This window comes from Mycolicibacterium vaccae NBRC 14118 = CIP 105934 (assembly GCF_001552715.1).
GTDB classification, from domain to species: Bacteria; Actinomycetota; Actinomycetes; order Mycobacteriales; family Mycobacteriaceae; genus Mycobacterium; species Mycobacterium vaccae.
The window spans coordinates 1-5,018 of sequence record NZ_BCRS01000256.1 but is presented as its reverse complement, the minus strand read 5'-3'; the positions used below and the strand labels follow the sequence as shown (position 1 = coordinate 5,018).

5 protein-coding genes are annotated in these 5,018 nt (G+C 68.7%); 2 read left to right on the top strand and 3 right to left on the bottom strand.

Annotated features, from left to right (window positions below; translation table 11 throughout):
- Positions 1-840, top strand: an 840-nt coding sequence (locus MVA01S_RS28535; protein ID WP_060941793.1) for a protein kinase domain-containing protein, incomplete at its 5' end; no start/stop codon positions are given.
- Between the two features lie 13 nt (positions 841-853).
- On the opposite strand, the gene MVA01S_RS28530 is transcribed toward MVA01S_RS28535, so the two are convergent.
- The 3 genes from MVA01S_RS28530 to MVA01S_RS28520 are packed head-to-tail and all read right to left on the bottom strand — an operon-like array spanning position 854 to position 3,633.
- On the bottom strand, positions 854-2,242 hold the full coding sequence (locus MVA01S_RS28530) for a class II 3-deoxy-7-phosphoheptulonate synthase (RefSeq protein WP_003933059.1): 1,389 nt from the start codon (positions 2,240-2,242) through the stop codon (positions 854-856).
- 4 nt (positions 2,243-2,246) lie between these two features.
- Positions 2,247-2,747, bottom strand: coding sequence for a polyadenylate-specific 3'-exoribonuclease AS (locus tag MVA01S_RS28525; protein WP_003933060.1), 501 nt, complete (start codon positions 2,745-2,747; stop codon positions 2,247-2,249).
- 1 nt (position 2,748) lies between these two features.
- The gene (locus MVA01S_RS28520; protein ID WP_003933061.1) at positions 2,749-3,633 is read right to left on the bottom strand and encodes a hypothetical protein; all 885 of its coding nucleotides are present in this window, start codon (positions 3,631-3,633) and stop codon (positions 2,749-2,751) included.
- 84 nt (positions 3,634-3,717) lie between these two features.
- Here MVA01S_RS28520 and MVA01S_RS28515 point away from each other — a divergent pair, with 84 nt between their 5' ends.
- Positions 3,718-4,992, top strand: coding sequence for a glycosyltransferase 87 family protein (locus tag MVA01S_RS28515; protein ID WP_051015382.1), 1,275 nt, complete (start codon positions 3,718-3,720; stop codon positions 4,990-4,992).
- Positions 4,993-5,018: the final 26 nt, after the last annotated feature.

The window sequence follows — 5,018 nt, the reverse complement described above, 5'->3', positions numbered from 1 at the left end:
GGCGGGCTCGCCGCGGCGCACTCGGCGGGGCTGGTGCACCGCGACATCAAACCCGAGAACGTGCTGATCAGTGACGACGGCGACGTCAAGATCGCCGACTTCGGTCTGGTCCGCGCGGTGGCGGAGGCCAAGATCACCTCCACCAGCGTGATTTTGGGCACCGCGGCCTACCTGTCCCCCGAGCAGGTCGCCACCGGCGACACCGATGCGCGCGGCGACGTCTACTCCGTCGGGATCCTGGTGTACGAACTGCTGACCGGCCGCACCCCATTCACCGGCGACTCCGCGCTGACCGTCGCCTATCAACGTCTGGAACGCGACGTCACGCCGCCCAGCGCCGCGATCCGGGGCGTGCCAAGGCAGTTCGACGATCTGGTGGAGTGCGCGACCGCGCGCGATCCGGCCGGCAGGTTCGCCGACGCGGGCGAGATGGCCGAACAGCTCGACACGATCGTCCGCGAACTCGACCTCCCCTATTTCCGGGTGCCCGCGCCCCGCAACTCGGCGTCGCACAACTCCGCGACCGTGCTCACCGAACGCGCGCAGAACGCCCACGACGCCACCGTCAACCTTGATGACGCCCGGCCGGTCAGCCGGGACACCAAGGTGTTCACCCGCGACGAACTCCCCATCACCGAAGACGTCGAGAACGACGACGAGATGGACGAATTGATCCCGTACACAGGCCAATTCGCCGGAATCGACCTCGAGGAGTTCTACTGGGCGCGCCAGCGGTCGCGCCGGATGCTGTTCTTCTGGGTGGTCGCGGTGATCACGCTGGCCGGGCTGGCCGCCGCCGGCGCGTGGACGCTCGGGACCAACCTGAGCAACCTGCTCTGACCGCCCGGCCGGTTCAGCCGCGCAGCATCTCCGCGACCAGGAACGCCAACTCCAGCGACTGCTGCGTATTCAACCGCGGGTCGCAGGCCGTCTCGTAGCGGCCGGCCAGGTCGGTGTCCGAGATGTCTTGTGCGCCACCGAGACACTCGGTGACGTTCTCCCCGGTGATCTCGACGTGGATGCCGCCCGGGTGCGTGCCGAGTGCGTGGTGCACCTCGAAGAAGCCCTGCACCTCGTCGACGATGCGGTCGAAATGACGCGTCTTGTAACCGGTCGAGGACTCGTGGGTGTTGCCGTGCATCGGATCGCACTGCCAGATCACCTGATGACCCGACGCCTGCACCTTCTCGATGATCGGGGGCAGCACGTCGCGCACCTTGTGGTTGCCCATCCGGCTGACGATGGTGAGCCGGCCCGCCTCGTTGTTCGGGTCCAGGCGCTCCACGTACTCGACGGCCAGTTCCGGCGACGTGGTCGGGCCGATCTTGATACCGATCGGATTCGCGATGACCTCGGCGAACGCGACATGGGCGCCGTCGAGCTGGCGGGTGCGCTCGCCGATCCACACGTAGTGCGCCGACAAGTCGTAGAGCTTGGCCTCCTGATCGCCCTCGCGGTGCATGCGCAGCATGGCCCGCTCGTAGTCGAGCACCAGGGCTTCGTGGCTGGCGTAGATCTCGGCCGTGTCGAGGTTGCGGTCGTCGACCCGGCACGCGCTCATGAAGTGCAGGGCGCGGTCGATCTCCGCCGCCAGCGCCTCGTACCGCGCCCCGGCCGGCGACGTGCGGACGAACTCCCGGTTCCAGTCGTGCACCTGGTGCAGCGAGGCCATGCCCGACGACGTCAGCGCCCGCACCAGGTTCATCGCGGCGCTGGCATTGGCGTAGGCGCGCACCAGGCGTGACGGATCGTGCTGGCGGACCGCGGCGTCGGGAGCGAACCCGTTGACCATGTCGCCGCGGTAGGACTTCAGGCCCAGCGCGTCGACGTCGGCCGACCGGGGCTTGGCGTACTGCCCCGCGATCCGGGCCACCTTGACCACCGGCATGCTCGCGCCGTAGGTCAACACCACGGCCATCTGCAGCAACGTGCGGATGTTGGCGCGGATGTGCGGTTCGGTGTTGTCGACGAAAGTCTCGGCGCAGTCGCCGCCCTGCAGCAGGAACGCCTCGCCACGGGCGACGTCGGCCAACTGGGACTTCAGCTTCTCGATCTCGGACGGCACCGTGACCGGCGGCACGCTCTCCAGGACCTTGCGCATCGCCGCGGCCTGGCCGGCGTCCCAGGACGGCTGCTGCAGCGCCGGCCTGGCCAGCGCGGCGTCGAGGCGCTGCCGCAGGTCCTCGGGCAGCGGCGGGAGCGCAGGCAGCTGGTCGATGGGTACGTCGACGGTCCAGTTCACCCGTTTATGGTAACTGCGCCGCAAAACCGCTCTCGGTCATCAACCGGTAGCGGAACAGGTTGTGCTTGGCGTCGACGAGTGCGTCGTGCGCATCGCGCGGCCGGGGTGGCATCCGCGGGCTGCCGCGGTCCTCCCAGAACTGACGCAGCTCGCGGGTGAAGCGCGGCATCGCAGGCGGCAGGTCGGTCATCGGCCCCCACAGCTGGCAGAGCACCACGTGGTCGTAGGCGCCCACCCAGGCCCACAGCTCGATCGGTTCGTCGCCGTCGACGCCGAAGAAGTCCTCCAGCTCCGACCGGATCTGCCTGCGCGAACGCCACAGCGGCGAGGCAGGCGACGGCAGCTTCGGAAGCACATTCTTGCGGACCCAGCGACCGGCCCGGTCGGGATCGAATTCCGTTGATATCGCATAGTATTCGCGGCCATCCTCGGCAACGACCCCGATGGAGATCAACTCGATGGTGTGCCCGTTGTCGATGAACTCGGTGTCGTAGAAGTACCGCAAGTCAGGAGGCTTTCTGTTCGGCGGGCTCGCCCGGTGCGGGCGCCGCGTGGATCTCACGGTCGAGTTGCTGGTCGACCAGCGCGTCGTCGGGGAACTTCGGCATTCCGGCGATCGCATCCTGCAACCACAGTTTCGCCTGCACGACCGGTCGGCGCAGCCACCGCTCCCGTTCCAACGCACGGTGCATCTTGCGCGGCCTTCCGGTGTAACGCCAACGCGCCCACGGCGCGTGCGGGCGGGACAGCCTGATCGCGCCCACGACCAGCAACGGCGTGATGAACATCCCCACCAGCCCGGTCCACACCTTGCCCTTGAGCAACACGACGACCGCCAGCGCCAGGGTCAGCACCGCGGCCACCACCACGACGGTGCGGGCGACGACGGAATGATCGCTCTGCCAGATCCCGACGTCGAAGAACGACAGCGGACTGAAACCCATGATGAGCAGGCCCGCGACCGCGACCGCGACGAACACCGCATCCACCGAGGTGCGCCCGTCCTCGGACCAGTACACGTCGGACAGGTGCAGGATCAGCGCGAACTCGTCGAGCACCAGCGCCGCCCCGATCCCGAAAAAGATTGACGCGGCGGTGAACTCGGGTACCCCTCCATCGACCGCTAGGGTCACCATCGCGATCCCGGAGACCATGACCAGAATCACGCCGATCACCACATGGTGGATGTGCAGGCCGTCGCCGGCCGAGATGTTGCGCGGCTGCCACCATCTGCGGGGCGCGTCGCTGTCGGCATGGCTGCGGATGTACCGAACGATGGTGCGGGTGATGGCGAACGTCAGGATGAACGCGAGCAGGCAGCAGACCAGCGGCACCCGCGACGGCGGGATGTGGGTCGACAAGCTCAAGTCGAGGTTCAGGTCCGGGCGCACGCAGAAAACTTACGCCGACCTGCGGGTGGCACGGCCGGGATGCCCGACGACGCGCCGCCGGGCACCGATAGTCTGGTCGGCGACATGAGTAATCAGGGGGCGCCCACCGGGGCTGGTTGGAAACCCAGGCTCGCGTGGCGGCTGTTCCAGATCCTGACGCTCGCGGCGCTTGCCGCGGCGGGCTGGCGCCTTCTCGGCCATGTCCCCTACCGCATCGACATCGATGTCTATCGGATGGGTGGACGCGCCTGGCTCGACGGGCAGTCGCTCTACGCGGATGGAGCGATGTTCCAGACCCAAGGTGGGCTGGAACTGCCGTTCACCTATCCGCCACTGGCCGCGGCAGCCTTCGCACCGTTCGCGATGCTCTCGCTGGAGGCCGCCAGCGTGGCCATCACGCTGACCACGCTGATTCTGCTGCTGGTCTCCACGGTGATCGTGCTGACCCGGCTCGACGTCTGGCCCGACTCCCGGATCACCGGCGAACCAGCCTGGATGCGCCGGTGCTGGCTGGCGGCGGCGATCGTCGCGCCCGCGGTGCTCTACCTGGAGCCGCTGCGCTCCAATTTCGACTTCGGCCAGATCAACGTCGTGCTGATGACCCTGGTGATCGCCGACTGCGTGCCGCGCCGCACCCCGTGGCCCCGGGGCATGCTGCTGGGCCTGGCGATCGCGGTGAAGCTGACCCCGGCCGTGTTCCTGCTCTACTTCCTGCTGCGCCGGGACACCCGCGCACTGCTGGTCACCGCGGTGTCGGCGGTGCTGGCGACGTTGGCCGGATTCGCGCTGGCCTGGCGGGATTCCTGGGAGTACTGGACCGAGACGGTCCGCAACACCGACCGCATCGGCACCGCCACCCTGAACACCAACCAGAACATCGCCGGCGCGCTGGCCCGACTCGGCCTCGGGGAGGGCGAGCGGTTCTTCGTCTGGGTGGCGTTGTGCTTCGCCGTCCTGGCCCTCACGGTGTGGGCCGCCCGGGCGGCACTGCGCGCCGACCAGCCGGTGCTGGCCCTGATCGCGGTGGCGATGTTCGGCCTGGTCGTCTCCCCCGTGTCGTGGTCGCACCACTGGGTGTGGGCGCTACCCACCGTGGTCGTGACGGCGGTGCTCGCCGCCCGGCTGCGCAATCCCGTGCTGGGCGCCGTGTCGGCGATCGGGCTGGCCCTGATGGTGTGGACACCGATCTCGCTGCTGCCCGAGCACCGCGAGACCACGGCCTCACTGTGGCGGCAGTTCGCCGGTTCGTCCTACCTGTGGTGGGCGCTCGCGGTGATCGTCGCCTGCGCGACCGTGTCGTTCCGCGGCCTCGGCCGCAACCCGGCGCACGCCCAGCGCACCGAAGCCGTCAAGGCCTAGGGGGCCCAACCGGCTCAGCCGGCACG